This window comes from Streptomyces sp. Y309, from assembly GCF_056712025.1.
In genome coordinates, this window is sequence record NZ_CM160048.1 from 2,726,114 (window position 1) to 2,738,637 (window position 12,524).

The 12,524-nt window shown below is 71.7% G+C and carries 10 protein-coding genes; 1 reads left to right on the forward strand and 9 read right to left on the reverse strand.

The annotated features are described in order from the left end of the window. Positions 1 to 84: 84 nt before the first annotated feature. From trmD to proS, 6 genes are all read right to left on the reverse strand, one after another. On the reverse strand, positions 85 to 906 hold the full coding sequence (gene trmD / locus AC0KTA_RS10135; protein WP_481054789.1) for a tRNA (guanosine(37)-N1)-methyltransferase TrmD: 822 nt from the start codon (positions 904 to 906) through the stop codon (positions 85 to 87). Continuing rightward, positions 906 to 1,469 (reverse strand): ribosome maturation factor RimM, encoded by a 564-nt coding sequence (gene rimM, locus AC0KTA_RS10140; protein WP_481054790.1) that lies wholly within the window; start codon positions 1,467 to 1,469, stop codon positions 906 to 908. The genes trmD and rimM overlap by 1 nt, the downstream gene beginning before the upstream one ends. A 177-nt stretch (positions 1,470 to 1,646) precedes the next feature. After that, the gene (locus tag AC0KTA_RS10145; RefSeq protein WP_014176063.1) at positions 1,647 to 1,886 is read right to left on the reverse strand and encodes an RNA-binding protein; all 240 of its coding nucleotides are present in this window, start codon (positions 1,884 to 1,886) and stop codon (positions 1,647 to 1,649) included. Positions 1,887 to 1,888: 2 nt separating this feature from the next. Continuing rightward, a complete protein-coding gene (gene rpsP / locus AC0KTA_RS10150) occupies positions 1,889 to 2,323 on the reverse strand; it encodes a 30S ribosomal protein S16 (protein ID WP_189736922.1) in 435 nt (144 codons plus the stop codon). Positions 2,324 to 2,681: 358 nt separating this feature from the next. Next, complete coding sequence (locus AC0KTA_RS10155; RefSeq protein ID WP_016638803.1) at positions 2,682 to 3,278, reverse strand: hypothetical protein; 597 nt, start codon at positions 3,276 to 3,278, stop codon at positions 2,682 to 2,684. A gap of 292 nt (positions 3,279 to 3,570) precedes the next feature. Continuing rightward, the gene (gene proS, locus AC0KTA_RS10160; RefSeq protein WP_481054791.1) at positions 3,571 to 4,986 is read right to left on the reverse strand and encodes a proline--tRNA ligase; all 1,416 of its coding nucleotides are present in this window, start codon (positions 4,984 to 4,986) and stop codon (positions 3,571 to 3,573) included. Positions 4,987 to 5,201: 215 nt separating this feature from the next. Between proS and AC0KTA_RS10165 the strand changes: the two genes are divergently transcribed. Continuing rightward, on the forward strand, positions 5,202 to 6,062 hold the full coding sequence (locus tag AC0KTA_RS10165; RefSeq protein ID WP_481054792.1) for a class I SAM-dependent methyltransferase: 861 nt from the start codon (positions 5,202 to 5,204) through the stop codon (positions 6,060 to 6,062). Between the two features lie 16 nt (positions 6,063 to 6,078). Here AC0KTA_RS10165 and ftsH read toward each other — a convergent pair whose 3' ends face one another. From ftsH to AC0KTA_RS10180, 3 genes are all read right to left on the reverse strand, one after another. Next, entirely contained in the window at positions 6,079 to 8,010 is a 1,932-nt protein-coding gene (gene ftsH / locus AC0KTA_RS10170; protein WP_481054793.1) for an ATP-dependent zinc metalloprotease FtsH, read from the reverse strand. A 140-nt stretch (positions 8,011 to 8,150) separates the two neighbouring features. Then, entirely contained in the window at positions 8,151 to 9,713 is a 1,563-nt protein-coding gene (gene ffh, locus AC0KTA_RS10175) for a signal recognition particle protein (protein WP_481054794.1), read from the reverse strand. 168 nt (positions 9,714 to 9,881) lie between these two features. Next, positions 9,882 to 12,467, reverse strand: coding sequence for a [protein-PII] uridylyltransferase (locus AC0KTA_RS10180; protein ID WP_481054795.1), 2,586 nt, complete (start codon positions 12,465 to 12,467; stop codon positions 9,882 to 9,884). Positions 12,468 to 12,524: the final 57 nt, after the last annotated feature.

A 12,524-nucleotide genomic window follows, 5' to 3' on the forward strand; every position in this document is an offset into this window, starting at 1 on the left:
GTGATGAGGTTTCGGTAGCTGATCGCGTCGGGCGGGCGTCGTTCCCCCTGTGGCAGGGGCGCAAGCTGGACGTACAGCAGCGGTCTATTCTTCCACGGCCTCGGGGTCTCGCCCAAATCGGCCGTCGGGCCCCGGCCGCCACCCCAGGATCGAGAGCATCTCGCGGTCCTTCTTGTCGAAGGCCGCGGGGTCGCAACGCTCAATGAGATCGGGCCTGTTGCGGGTGGTGCGCCGCAGCGCCTCGTCCCGCCGCCAGCGGGCGATCTTGCCGTGGTGGCCGCTGATCAGGACATCCGGAATGCCGTGACCGCGCCACTCCGGGGGCTTGGTGTAGACGGGTCCTTCGAGGAGATTGGCCATGGCTCCGGGCGCGAAGGAGTCGTCGCGGTGGGACTCGGCGTTGCCCAGGACACCGGGCAGGAGCCGGGCCACGGCCTCCGTGACGACCAGCACGGCGGCCTCGCCGCCCGCGAGGACGTAGTCGCCGATGGAGACCTCGTAGACGGGCATCCGGGTCGCGTACTCGTCGATGACGCGGCGGTCGATGCCCTCGTAGCGCGCGGGAGTGAAGACCAGCCAGGGGCGCTCGGAGAGCTCGACGGCGAGTTCCTGGGTGAAGGGGCGCCCGCTGGGCGTGGGGACGACGAGGACGGGCCCGTGAGCCCCTGCCTCGTATCCTTCGGCGAGCACGTCGTCGAGGGCGGCGCCCCAGGGCTCGGTCTTCATGACCATGCCCGGGCCGCCGCCGTACGGGGTGTCGTCGACCGTGTTGTGCCGGTCGTACGTCCACTCCCTGAGGTCGTGCACGTTGACGTCGAGCTGCCCACGCGCGCGTGCCTTGCCCACGAGGGAGACGTTCAGGGGTTCCAGGTACTCGGGAAAGATCGTGACGACGTCGAGCCGCATTACGCCTGGTCCTCCGGGGCCGCCTCGGCGTCACGCGCGGACGCGATCTCCGCGCGGTCGTCGATAAGACCGGGCGGCGGGTCGATGACGGCCCGCTGCTCCTCCAGGTCGATCTCGGTGACGATCTCCTCGACGAACGGGATCATCACCTCGCTGCCGTCGGGGCGCTCCACGATGAACAGGTCCTGCGAGGGCAGGTGGGAGATCTCGGTGATCCGGCCGACCTCGGCGCCGTCCTTGGTGACCACGTCGAGGTCCATCAGCTGGTGGTCGTAGAACTCGTCCGGGTCCTCCGGGAGCTCCTCCGGGTCGACCTCGGCGATCAGCAGCGTGTTGCGCAGCGCCTCGGCGCCCGTGCGGTCGCGTACGCCCGCGAAGCGCAGCAGCAGCCGTCCGCTGTGCACGCGGCCGGTCTCGATGGTCAGCGGCCCCACGCCCGCGGGGTCGGTGGCGAGCACGGCGCCGGGGGCGAGCCGGAGCTCCGGCTCGTCGGTGCGCACCTCGACGGTGACCTCGCCCTTGATGCCGTGGGCGCGGCCGATCCGCGCGACTACGAGCTGCACTGTGCTGTCTCTCCTGTCGACACTGTGGTGTGTCTGCCTGGTGGACTGTGGGCCTGGTGGACTGTGGCGTCTCCGCCTGGGTGACGCCTGGTGATACCTGGTGATGCCTGGCGATACGACTGCGGGCCGGGGACGGCTCTGGAGCCCTCCCCGGCCCGAGCCGGTGCTACGTGTGGTTCAGCGAACCTGGTCGACGTCGACGAGGTCGACGCGGACACCGCGGCCGCCGATGGCACCCACGACCGTCCGCAGTGCGCGTGCGGTGCGGCCGTTGCGGCCGATCACCTTGCCGAGGTCGTCCGGGTGGACCCGGACTTCAAGGACGCGCCCGCGGCGCAGGTTGCGCGAAGCGACCTGCACGTCGTCGGGATTGTCGACGATGCCCTTCACGAGGTGCTCGAGAGCCTCCTCGAGCATGCTCAGGCCTCGGTCGACTCGGCCGCGGACTCGGCCGGGGCCTCGTCCTTCTTCTCGGCCTTCTTCTTCTGGGTGATGGCCTCGCCCTTGGGCTCGCCGTCGACGTCCTTGGCCACGGCCTCGAAGAGGGCGCGGTGGTCCGCCTTCGGCTCCGGCTGCAGCAGCGGCGCCGGGGCCGGCAGGCCCTTGTGCTTCTGCCAGTCACCGGTGAGCTTCAGGATCGCGAGGACCGGCTCGGTCGGCTGGGCGCCGACGGACAGCCAGTACTGCGCACGCTCCGAGTTGACCTCGATGCGCGAGGGGTTCTGCACCGGGTGGTACAGACCGATCTCCTCGATGGCCCGGCCGTCACGGCGGGTACGGGAGTCGGCGACGACGATGCGGTAGTGAGGCGAACGGATCTTGCCCAGACGCTTCAGCTTGATCTTGACTGCCACGGGAGTGGGTTCTCCTGGTTTTGACGTGGTTGGGCACAGCGGGATGCCGCGTGGGGTTGCGGTACTCGAGGTGCCCGATGGACGCGTCAGCCGGAGGAGAGAGGGGTCCTGTGCGACTGTCGAGTACAGCTAGCCATTGTGCCACACCCTGGCGTGGGCGCCCTCAGCCGACCGTGCCCTCCACCGGCCCGGGCCCGACCCCTCATCGCGCTGGCGCGCTCGTCCTCAAGCTCCCCCAAGCTCTTAAGGAGCAGGGGGTACCCCCTCGACAGGCTGGAAATAGCCTGTCCGGCGCTTGAGGACGAGGCCGAAGGCCGATTCGGAAGGCAAGGGACAGAGACCACCCCCTGCGCAGGGGTCACCCCGCGCCCACGCCGACCACTTCCGGGATCCGGAAGGGCTTGCCGCAGCCGCCGCACATGATGGGCGCCTGGGCGAGCACCGACGGCACGACGCGGACGTTGCGCCCGCAGTCGCAGACCGCCTTCACGCGCACGCCGCCGCCGGAGGAGCCGTGCCGGGCGGCCGGGCCGCGGAAGGTGCGTGAGGTGTCCGCCGTGGTGGCGGCCGTGTGCGCCTTCAGGGCGCGCTGCAGCCGCTCGATGGTCGGGCGATAGCGCTTCTTCGCCTCGGGGTTGAGCGTGACCAGGGAGAAGCCGCTGCTCGGATGTGGCTCTTCCGGGTGGTCCAGGCCCAGCTCCTCGGCGATCGCGAGGAATCTGCGGTTGTGATAGCGGCCCGCGCGTGAGGTGTCGCGCACGCCGCGGGCGGCGGCGATGCCATGGACTGCTTCGTGGAGCAGTCGCTCGAAGGAGAGCTCGGCGCCGCAGGCGGACGACGACTCTCCGATCAGGGATTCGGGCGCGGCTAGGTCCGGCAGCTCGGAGTGGTGCCGCTGAATGTCGGCCCACGCCTGTGCCAGCTCTGCGGCGAGAACAGGTGGTGTCGTGCTCACGTCGTGACAACGAGCCGGGGTGCCTCCGGGTTCCATTCCGGGGCATCTCAAATAATTTGCACTTACCCGTCAGTTGCCGTTGATGCGTCCGGACGAGGGCGGGTGCGCTGATCTGCGGAGAAGCCTCGCAGCTCGTACCAAGCGTGTACGTAGCGGCGCGTACGCCCCGGCGCTTGGGTCAACTCCGTACGCCGGGGCCTGTGTTGCGGAGAACACCGGCCGTCACCTCGTGAAGGCGCCCCAGCGCCCTATCAGTGCCCTGTCAAGGCGACCGAGACCGGAATCCCGGGTCTCAGTAGGCGCGTGCCACGACAGCGACGTTACCGGGTGCGTCATCGGCGTCCGGCACCGCCCCGTCCTCCGCGACCAGACACCGTACGGTCACTCCGTGCTCGGCCAGCTTCGCCTCGCCCGCGGGGCCGAGCGCGGCCCAGGGCAGGCGTGCCCAGCCACCCGCGGCGGCGGCTTCGACGGCCTCGTCCGCGCTGGTCACGTCGCTCGTGCGGGATTCACGGCGGTCGCGGGCCTGGGTGAGCAGCAGCTCCTGGTCCTCTTCGAGGACGGTGGGCACCAGTGTGGTGAGGGCGTCGAGGGCGACGGGCTGCTTGCCGCCGGCGATGCGGCGTACGAGCATCGCGGTGCCGTTCGCCAGGTCGCGCGGGCCGATCTCGACGCGTACGGGGACGCCCTTGAGCTCCCAGTCGACGGCGCGGCGCCCGAAGGGGGTCTCCGTGCGGTCGTCGACCTGGACGCGCACGCCGGCCGCCGTCAGCCGCTCGCCGATCTCGCGCACCTCGGCGAGCACGGCGTCGTCGTCCTTGACCGCGAGGACGACGGCCTGCACGGGGGCGAGGCGCGGCGGGACGCGCAGGCCGTGGTCGTCGCCGTGCATCATCACCAGGGCGCCGACGAGGCGCGTCGTGGCTCCCCAGGAGGTCTGCCAGACCAGTTCCTGGGTGCCGTCCTTGGACAGGTACTGGGTGTGGAAGGCCCGGGCGAAGTTCTGCCCCAGCTCATGGCTGGTGCCGAGCTGGAGGGCCTTGCCGTCGCCCATCATGCCTTCGAGCGTGAGGGTGTTGACGGCGCCCGCGAAGCGCTCGGCCGCGGTCTTGCGGCCGAGCACGAAGTCCATGGCGAGGAAGTCCCGCATGAAGTCTCCGTAGACGTGCCGGTGGACGCGGGCGGCGAAGTCGCGCGCCTCCTCGTACGTCGCGTGCGCCGTGTGGCCCTCCTGCCACAGGAACTCCGACGTGCGCAGGAACAGCCTCGGCCGCAGCTCCCAACGGACCACGTTGGCCCACTGGTTGATCAGCAGCGGCAGATCGCGGTAGCTCTGCACCCACTTGGAGAAGTACTCGTTGACGATGGTCTCCGAAGTGGGCCGGACCACGACCGGCTCCTCCAGCTCCTTGCCGCCGCCGTGGGTGACGACGGCCAGCTCGGGGGCGAAGCCCTCGACGTGCTCCGCCTCGCGCGTGAGGTACGACTGCGGGATGAAGAGCGGGAAGTACGCGTTCTGGGTGCCCGTCTCCTTGATGCGCGCGTCCATGTCCTGCTGCATCCGCTCCCACAGGCCGTAGCCGTACGGCCGGATCACCATGGTGCCGCGCACCGGGCCGTTGTCGGCCAGCTCGGCCTTGGTGATCAGGTCCTGGTACCAGCGGGGGAAATCGTCCGCGCGGGGCGTGAGTACGGGTGCCTTTGCCATGGCGCGCATGGTACGTCCGAGCCGCCTGAAGGGCCGGAAATTTACGGTCCCAGGGGGCGCACGACGGTGGCACGCAAGCATTGCGCCACAACCCCTGGACGCAACGACGGATGCGGAGTTCCCTGGCATACGGGGGAAGTGTGAAGGCACGTCGTGGGGGCGGATGAACCCGTAGGAATCAGCTCGACAACTCTCGGCGGATTGGGGCGCTTTCGATGACACCTACGCTCGTGCACTCACACCTCCCGCGCGCGGGTGCTCCCCCACGTGTGGACCGGTGCGCACGCGCGCGTGACTGGGCGGAGATCCAGGAGAGGATGCTGGTCCCGCTCTATGAAGCGGTCTACGAACGGCTGGAGGTGGGCCGCGGCACGCGCCTGCTCGACCTGGGCTGCGGGTCCGGGCTCGCCCTGCTGATGGCCGCCTCGCGCGGGGCCTCGGTGACCGGCGTCGAGCCCTCGGCGCCCGAACGCCTGGCGCTCGCCCGTGAACGCCTCGCGCCCGACGCGTCCGCCGGAGCGCCCGTGCGGCCCGGCACCCGGCTGGTGGAGGGCCCGCCCGAGAGGGCCGCCGACCCGGAGACTCCCCCGTACACCGTGGTGACCGCTTTCCAGCCGATCGGGTGCGTGGCGGGCGACGCCGAGGGCCTGTCGGCACTCCTGGAGACGGCGTCGCCGCTCGCCGAGCGGGGCGCGCCCGTGGTCCTGGCCGGCTGGGGCCCACCGGAGCGCTGCACGACGTCCTCGGTGCTCCGGGTCGCCACGAAGCTCGCCGATCCGCTGCGCAGCACCCGCAGTTGGCGTGCCGCGTGCCGGGACGACCTGGAGGAGGTCGCCCACCGCGCGGGCCTCAAGCCGGACGGCTCGGGCCGCGTGGCATGCCCCTTCGGCTACGCCGACATGGACAGCGCCGTACGCGGCCTGCTCTCCACGGGCCTGTTCGACGCCGCAGTCGGCGCGACGGACCAGGCACAGGTCGACAAGGAACTGACAGAGGCCCTGCACCCACACCAACGCCACGACGGCACGGTGTGGATGCCCAACGTGTTCCGCTACTTGATCGCGCGCACTCCGTAGGGCGCCCCCGCGGCCCTCACGTCTCCTTCATGAGGCGGGGGATGCCGGCCACCCGGTAGGCGTCGGCCTCCTCCAGGGTCTCGTTTTGCAGGAGGGCCGTGGCCAGGGCGTCCAACTGGTCGCGGTGGTCGCGGAGTTGGCGGCAGGCGCTTTCGTAGCACTCGTCCACGATCCGGCGCATCTCGTGGTCGATGGTGTCTAGGGTGCCCGGCGCGGCGGCGAGGCCGTAGGGCTGTTGGGCTTCGTTCGGCAGGGCCGAGAGGCGGCCGACGCGCTCGCTCATGCCCCAGCGGGCGACCATGCCGCGCGCGATGTTGGTGACCTGCTCCAGGTCGTTCTCGGAGCCGGTCGTGATGACTCCGTAGACGACGTGTTCGGCTGCCATGCCGCCGAGGGCGCCGATGATGCGGCCGCGCAGATACTCCTCCGTGTACGCGTACCTGTCGGCGTCCGGGGTCGACAGGGTGACGCCGAGGGCGCGTCCGCGCGGCACGATGGTGATCTTGCGGACGGGGTCGGCGCCTGGTTGCAGCATGCCCAGCAGCGCGTGGCCGCTCTCGTGGTGGGCGGTGCGGCGGCGCTCCTCCTCGGGCATCACCAGGGGCCGCTCGGCGCCGAGCTGCACCTTCTCCAGGGCCTCGGAGAGGTCGGACTGGGTCACCTTCTTCTGCTTGCGCTTCACGGCGAGCAGGGCGGCCTCGTTGGCCAGGTTGGCGAGGTCGGCGCCGGTCATCCCCGGGGTCGTGCGGGCGACCTGGGCCAGGTCGACGCCGTCGGCGAGCGGGATGGCCCGGGTGTGGATCTTGAGGATGGCCTCGCGTCCGCCGCGGTCGGGCGGGGACACGCTCACGACCCGGTCGAAGCGGCCGGGCCGGGTCAGGGCGGGATCGAGGATGTCGGCGCGGTTGGTGGCCGCGATGACGATGACACCTTCCGAGCCGGAGAAACCATCCATCTCGGTGAGGATCTGGTTGAGGGTCTGCTCGCGCTCGTCGTGCCCGCCCATCCCGCTGCCGCCGCCCCGCGCCCGCCCGATGGTGTCGATCTCGTCGATGAAAATGATGGACGGCGCGACTTTCCGCGCCTCCGCGAAGAGCTCACGCACCCGCGACGCCCCCACACCCACGATCATCTCGATGAATTCCGAGGCGGAAGCCGAGAAGAAAGGCACCCCGGCCTCACCGGCGACGGCCCGCGCGAGCAAGGTCTTTCCTGTTCCGGGCGGCCCGGCGAGCAGCACACCGCCGGGCATCCGCGCCCCCATCTCCCAATAGGCGTCGGGATTCTTCAGGAAATCCACGACGTCGTTCAGCTCGCCCTCGACCTCGTCGATACCGGCGACGTCCTCGAAGGTCGTCCGCTTCTTGCCCGGCTCCAGCTCGACGGGCTTCGGCGGCTGCTTGCGCCCGAGCATGCCGCCCGCACCACCCATCCCCGAAGCCATGCGCCGCGCGATGAAGATCCACAGCACCACCAGCAGAAGCATGGGAGCGAGCGAGATCAGCAGGTTGGAGAGGAAGCTGCGCTGCTGCACCACCGGCTCCGCGGTGACCGTGACACCGTTCTTCGTCAGGTCGCCCCAGAGCTTGTCATCGGCGAAAGCGGGCCGCTGCGTCTTGAATTTGGTGTATTTGTCGCCCCCGTCCGGATCCTTCTGCTCCTTCTTGAGCTGCCCCTGAATCGCGTCGCCCTTGGAGTAGATCTTCGAGACGTTTCCGGAGTCGACCTGCTTGCTGAATTCGGTGTACGAGATGGTCGGCTCGTCGCCGTCGTTGAAGAAGGAAAGAACGAGGTTGGCGACGAGGAAGACGACCAGTGCCGTGAGGATCAGCCCGACCCAGCCACCCGGCGGCTTCCGCCTCGGCGGCGGCGTGGGCGCGGGCTCCGGAGCGCCTTCGGAGCGCCACGGCTGCTCGGGCTTCTGACGCGGCGGCACCGGGTTGCTCATATGCGGACGCTACGACACAAAAAGCCCACCGGCACCCGCTGCCAGAGACCCTCAGGGACCCCAGGCCCCCCACATACGCCTGGGGCGCCCCACCGGTCAGCGGGGCGCCCCAGGCGACGTACGAGACGTTCGAACCGTACTCAGCCCATGAACTTCTTGAACTCGTCCGGCAGCTCGAAGTCCTTGGCGTCCTGACCGGCCGGGAGCCCGAACGCGCCACCCGCCGCGGCATCCTCGGCCGCGGCACGCCGCGCGGCGGCCTCTTCCTCCTGCTGCTTGCGCTTCAGCGGGTTGCCGGAGCGCTGCTTGCCCTTGGCCTGCTTCTGCTTCTTCTTCTGCCGGCCGGGGCCACCGCCCGTGCCCGGCATCCCGGGCATCCCCGGCATGCCGCCGCCCTGGGCCATGCGGGACATCATCTTCCGGGCCTCGAAGAACCGCTCGACCAGGTTCTTCACGGCGCTGACCTCGACACCGGAACCCTTGGCGATACGCGCCCGCCGAGAGCCGTTGATGAGGGTCGGCTCCTGCCGCTCCGCGGGAGTCATCGACTTGATGATGGCGGCGGTCCGGTCGACGTCCCGCTCGTCCAGGTTGTTGATCTGGTCCTTGATCTGCCCCATACCGGGCAGCATCCCGAGCAGCTTGCTGATGCTGCCCATCTTCCTGACCTGCTCCATCTGGGCCAGGAAGTCGTCGAGCGTGAAGTCCTTGCCGCCCTTGCTGCTCGCCAGCTTGGAGGCCATCTTCTCGGCCTCTTGCTGCGTGAAGGTCTGCTCGGCCTTCTCGATGAGCGTGAGCATGTCGCCCATGCCGAGGATGCGGGACGCCATGCGGTCCGGATGGAACGCGTCGAAGTCGTCCAGCTTCTCGCCGTTGGAGGCGAACATGATCTGGCGGCCGGTGACGTGCGCGATGGACAGCGCGGCACCACCGCGGGCGTCGCCGTCGAGCTTGGAGAGCACGACGCCGTCGAAGCCGACGCCGTCGCGGAAGGCCTCCGCCGTGTTCACGGCGTCCTGACCGATCATCGCGTCGACGACGAACAGGACCTCGTCCGGGCTGACGGCATCGCGGATGTCCGCGGCCTGCTGCATCAGCTCCTGGTCGATGCCGAGGCGGCCCGCGGTGTCGACGACGACGACGTCGAACTGCTTGGTACGGGCGTACTCGACCGAGTCCTTGGCGACCTGCACCGGGTCGCCGACGCCGTTGCCCGGCTGCGGGGCGTAGATCCCGACGCCCGCGCGCTCGGCGACGACCGAGAGCTGGTTCACGGCGTTGGGGCGCTGCAGGTCACAGGCCACGAGCAGCGGCGAGTGCCCCTGGGCCTTCAGCCAGCGGCCGAGCTTGCCGGCGAGGGTGGTCTTACCGGCACCCTGCAGACCGGCCAGCATGATGACCGTCGGCGGCTGCTTGGCGAAGCGCAGGCGGCGCGTCTCGCCGCCGAGGATGCCGATGAGCTCCTCATTGACGATCTTGATGACCTGCTGGGCGGGGTTGAGCGCCGCGGAGACCTCGACGCCGGTCGCCCGCTCCTTGACCTGCTTGATGAACGCGCGCACCACGGGGAGGGCGACGTCCGCTTCCAGCAGGGCGATACGGATCTCGCGCGCCGTGGCGTCGATGTCCGCCTCGCTGAGGCGACCCTTGCCGCGGAGATTCTTGAATGTCGCTGCGAGGCGATCGGAAAGAGTGTCGAACACGGCGGTCGCGAATCCTCGGGATCGGGGGCGGGCGGACGGGTCGCCCTCCAGGGTATCTGCCTCGCGCCGGCATGGGCGCCCTCCGTCCCCACCTGGCCTCGGCAGGCCACGGCGCCCGTACGCCACGGCGCCGTGAGCCCGGCCCGAGCGAAGGAGCCGCCGAAGCCCTCACTCCCGCAACGCCGCCTCCACCCCCCGGACCACCCCGGCCGCCCGCTCGCCTGCCAGCGGCGCACCGTCCGCCCCCGTCACATAGAAGGCGTCCACGGCATTTGCCCCCAAAGTGGACACGTGCGCACTCCGCACCCGCACCCCGGCCGCCTCCAGCGCCCGCCCGATCCGGTGCAGCAGCCCCGGAGCGTCCTGGGCCCGCACCTCGATCACCGTCGCCCGCCGCGACCCCGCCGATGCCACGGTCACCCGGGGCGGCGGCGCCACCGTCCCACGCCGCCGCGGGTAGGCGGCGTCCCGCTCGGCGAGCCGGGCGGCGATGTCGAGGGACCCGTCGAGCGCCCGCACCAGATCGGCCCGCAACCGCGCGGCCTGCGGCAGGGACCCGTACTCGGCGGCGACCCGCCACTGCAGCAACAGCACGGAGCCGGGCATCCCCTCGGGCAGCTCCACCGCCCGCAGCTCCGCGGTCCGCACGGCAAGCCGGTGCAGGGCGAGCACCCCGGCGACGGCGGGCAGCACTCCGTCCTGCTCGGGCACGGCGACGAGCAGCTCCACACCGAGCGGCTCGGACTGCTCGGCCCCGGCGACGGACCCCGCGGCCCCGCCGGACCCGGGCGCTTCGGCCCCACCAATCGACCCCTCGGCCCCACCGGCCGCGCCCTCGGCCCCACCGGCCGACCCCCCGGCCCCACCGGACTCCGCCCGCAGCCCCAGAACCGGCGCCCCCGTCCGCACCGCCTCCACCGCGAGCCGCTCGTGCTCCGCCGACGCGGGCCCGTCCCGCTCCTCCAGGGCGTCCCCGCCGGACCCCGCGTCCCCGTCCAGCACGGCCGCGACCCGCTTCACCAGGTCCGCGACCAGCGACCCCCGCCACGACGACCACGCCGCGGGCCCGGTGGCCAGCGCGTCGGCCTCCGTGAGGGCGTGCAGCAGCTCCAGGGTGCCGGTCGAGCCGACGGCCTCGGCGACGGACTTCACGGTGGCGGGGTCGTCGAGGTCACGCCGCGTGGCGGTCTCGATCAGCAGCAGATGGTGGCGTACGAGACAGGCGAGGACCGCGACGTCCGCGCGGTCGAAGCCCACGCGCGCGGCCACGTCCCGGGCGATGATCTCGCCGGCGACGGAGTGGTCGCCGGGCCACCCCTTGCCGATGTCGTGCAGCAGGGCGGCGACGAGGAGCAGGTCAGGACGGCCGACGCGCCGCGTCAGCTCGGCGGCCCGCACGGCGGTCTCGACGAGGTGCCGGTCGACGGTCCAGGTGTGCACGGCGTTGCGCTGGGGGCGGCACCGCACCCGCTCCCAGTCGGGCAGCAGCCGCGTGATGAGGCCCTCGGCCTCCAGGGCCTCCCAGACCGGCACGGTGGGACGGCCGGCGCCGAGCAGCGTGACCAGTTGCTCCCGCGCCTCGGCGGGCCAGGGCGTGGGCAGCGGCCCGGCGGCGGCCGCCATCCGGCGCACGGCGTGCAGGGACAGCGGAAGACCGGCCTGCGCGGCGGCAGCGGCGGCCCGCAGCGGCAGCACGGGATCGCGCTCGGGCCGGGCGGCCCGCGCGAGCACGACCTCGCCGTCCTGCTCCACGACGCCCTCGGCCAGCGGCGACCGCTCGGCGGCGGTCACCGCGCCCCTGCCGCCGCCGAGCAGCCCCCGCAGCCGCGGCCGGGCCCGCCGCGCCCGCAGCACGCGCCCGACCTCGCGCCAGGTCACGTCGCCCGCGTACGCGACGGTGCGGGCCGCCTCGTACACCTGCCGGAGCAGGGTGTCGGCGTCGAGCAGGCCGAGTTCGGCGGCGACCTGGTCCTGTTCCTGGAGGGAGAGCCGGTCGGTGGCGCGCCCGGTGGTCAGGTGCAGTGCGTCGCGTACGTCGAGCAGGGCGCGGCGGGCCTCGGCCAGGCCCTCGCGGGGCGCGTCCGCGAGCCAGGAGGCGGCGACGGCCCGCAGCGCGGTGGCGTCCCGCAGGCCGCCCCGCGCCTCCTTCAGGTCGGGTTCGAGGAGGTGGCTCAACTCGCCCTGGCGCGCGGCCCGTTCCTCGCACAGCTCGCGCAGCTCGGGCAGCCGCTTGGGCGCCTGGTTGCGCCAGTCGGCGAGGACGGTGGTGCGCAGCCCGGCGGTGAGCCCCAGATCACCGGCGACGTGCCGCGCGTCGAGCAGCCCGAGCTGGACCTTCAGATCGTCGGCCGCCGTCTTGCGGGCCTCGCCCGGGGTGCGTACGGAGTGGTCGAGCGCGAGGCCGAGGTCCCAGACGGGGTACCAGATGCGGTCGGCGAGGGAGGCGATGGCGCCGGGGTCGGCGCCGCCGTCGTGGAGCAGGAGCAGGTCGAGGTCGCTGCGCGGGGAGAGTTCGCCGCGTCCGTAGCCGCCGACGGCGATCAGCGAGACGCCGCGCAGCTCGCCGGGTCCGGCGCCCAGGTCGGCGACGCCGGCGCCGAAGAGGCCGCTCAGCCAGCCGTCCGTGAGCTCGGCCAGGGCCGAACGGCGCGGCGGCCCGGACCGCGCCTCCTCCTGCAGGAGGCGCAGCCGGGCCGCCGCGTAGCCGCTGGGTCCGGAGTCTTCCGTCTCGTTCCGTACTTCCACGCTCGTCACCCGGCGGCTCCTGTTCTCTGTGGGACTACGGCGCGTACGCCACGCACAGCATGCGCG

Excerpts from the sequence above, each read along its gene's own strand:
- trmD (WP_481054789.1), bottom strand. The coding sequence starts at position 906 with ATGCGGCTCGACGTCGTCACGATCTTTCCCGAGTACCTGGAACCCCTG.
- AC0KTA_RS10145 (WP_014176063.1), bottom strand. The coding sequence starts at position 1,886 with ATGCTCGAGGAGGCTCTCGAGCACCTCGTGAAGGGCATCGTCGACAAT.
- AC0KTA_RS10165 (WP_481054792.1), top strand. The coding sequence starts at position 5,202 with ATGACACCTACGCTCGTGCACTCACACCTCCCGCGCGCGGGTGCTCCC.
- ftsH (WP_481054793.1), bottom strand. The coding sequence starts at position 8,010 with ATGAGCAACCCGGTGCCGCCGCGTCAGAAGCCCGAGCAGCCGTGGCGC.
- proS (WP_481054791.1), bottom strand. The coding sequence starts at position 4,986 with ATGGCAAAGGCACCCGTACTCACGCCCCGCGCGGACGATTTCCCCCGC.